This window comes from Halomonas sp. G15 (assembly GCF_021282295.1).
In the GTDB taxonomy this organism is placed as follows: Bacteria; Pseudomonadota; Gammaproteobacteria; order Pseudomonadales; family Halomonadaceae; genus Halomonas; species Halomonas alimentaria.
In genome coordinates, this window is record NZ_JAJSPA010000084.1 from 1 (window position 1) to 1,471 (window position 1,471).

The window sequence follows — 1,471 nt, forward strand, 5'->3', positions numbered from 1 at the left end:
CACCCACCCCGGCGAGTGCTTCGCGGTGTGCTGCGAGGCCTTCTTCACCGCCCCCGACCTGTTGCATGATGCCTATCCGGCGCTCTTCGCGCTGCTCGGCCGCTACTTCCGCCAGGCGCCGCTGGCCCGCCTGCCGGCCGAGTATCACGCGCGACCGCTCGCGGCCCATCCCGAGCGCCACTGACCCACCGCCCGTCCCCAGGAGGCGCCGATGATCGACCTGCGCAGCGATACCGTCACCCGTCCCAGCGCCGCCATGCGCGACGCCATGCACGCCGCCCCGGTGGGCGACGACGTCTGGGGAGACGACCCCAGCGTGGCGCGCTTCGAGGCCGCCGTGGCCGAACGCGCCGGCAAGGCCGCCGCCCTGCTCTTCCCCAGCGGCACCCAGAGCAACCTGGCCGCCCTGCTCGCCCACTGCCAGCGTGGCGACGAGTACCTCGCCGGCCAGCAGGCCCACACCTACAAGTATGAGGGCGGCGGCGCCGCGGTGCTTGGCGGCATCCAGCCCCAGCCGCTGGAGCACGCCGAGGACGGCTCGCTGCCCCTGGAGCGCATCCGCGCGGCGATCAAGCCCGACGACTTCCACTTCGCCCGCACCCGCCTGCTGGCGCTGGAGAACACCATCGGCGGGCGCGTGCTCGACCCAGACTACGTGGCGGCGGCCACCGCGCTGGCCCGGGAGCACGGCCTCGCCACCCACCTCGACGGCGCCCGGCTGTTCAACGCCGCGGTGGCAAGCGACACCTCACTGGATGAGCTCTGCGCGCCCTTCGACTCGGTGTCGCTGTGCTTCTCCAAGGGGCTAGGCGCCCCGGTGGGCTCGGCCCTGGCGGGCTCCCGCGAGCTGATCGACAGCGCCCGGCGCTGGCGCAAGGTGCTGGGCGGCGGCATGCGCCAGTCCGGCATCATCGCCGCCGCCTGCCACCATGCGCTGGACCACCACGTGGCCGACCTCGCCGGCGACCACCGCCGCGCCGCACGCCTGGCCGCGGGAATCCGCACGCTGCCCGACCTCGAGGTCGACTACCAGGCCACCAACATGGTGTTCCTGCGCGTCCCCGAGAGCCACATCGCCCCGTTGCGCGCCTGGCTCGCCGCGCGGGGAATCCTCGTCGAGCTGCTCTACGCCACCCGCCTGGTGGTCCACCGCGACCTCGACGACGACGCCATCGAACAGGTCCTCGAGGCGCTGGGCGAGTACTTCACCCGCCGCTGAGCTCGCGCTCGGCGAGCAACCAGCGCCACACGCGCCGGGCGTCGTCGCCGACCTCGCGGCGGCTCGGTCGCACCAGCCAGAAACGCTCCGCGCAGGGCAGGCCGGGGCCGAAGGGCACCACCAGATCGTCGCGCTCGACCAGCAGGCGGCGATGGGCCAGGGCGACCCCGACACCCCGCGCGGCCAGCGCCAGCGTCATCACCTGGTTGTCGCAGGCCAGCGAGTCGCAGCAGCGCTCGAGCCCGCCCACTC

The 1,471-nt window shown here is 73.9% G+C and carries 3 protein-coding genes; 2 read left to right on the plus strand and 1 reads right to left on the minus strand.

The window, feature by feature from the left end:
* The coding region (locus LWH48_RS18030; protein ID WP_232913666.1) for a zinc-dependent peptidase at positions 1 to 184 on the plus strand (184 nt) is incomplete at its 5' end.
* Positions 185 to 211: 27 nt separating this feature from the next.
* Positions 212 to 1,219 (plus strand): low-specificity L-threonine aldolase, encoded by a 1,008-nt coding sequence (gene ltaE / locus LWH48_RS18035; RefSeq protein ID WP_232913667.1) that lies wholly within the window; start codon positions 212 to 214, stop codon positions 1,217 to 1,219.
* Here the strand turns inward: ltaE and LWH48_RS18040 are convergent.
* Positions 1,206 to 1,471, minus strand: a 266-nt coding sequence (locus LWH48_RS18040; protein ID WP_232913668.1) for a LysR substrate-binding domain-containing protein, incomplete at its 5' end; no start/stop codon positions are given. The two genes, ltaE and LWH48_RS18040, sit on opposite strands and share 14 nt — an antisense overlap.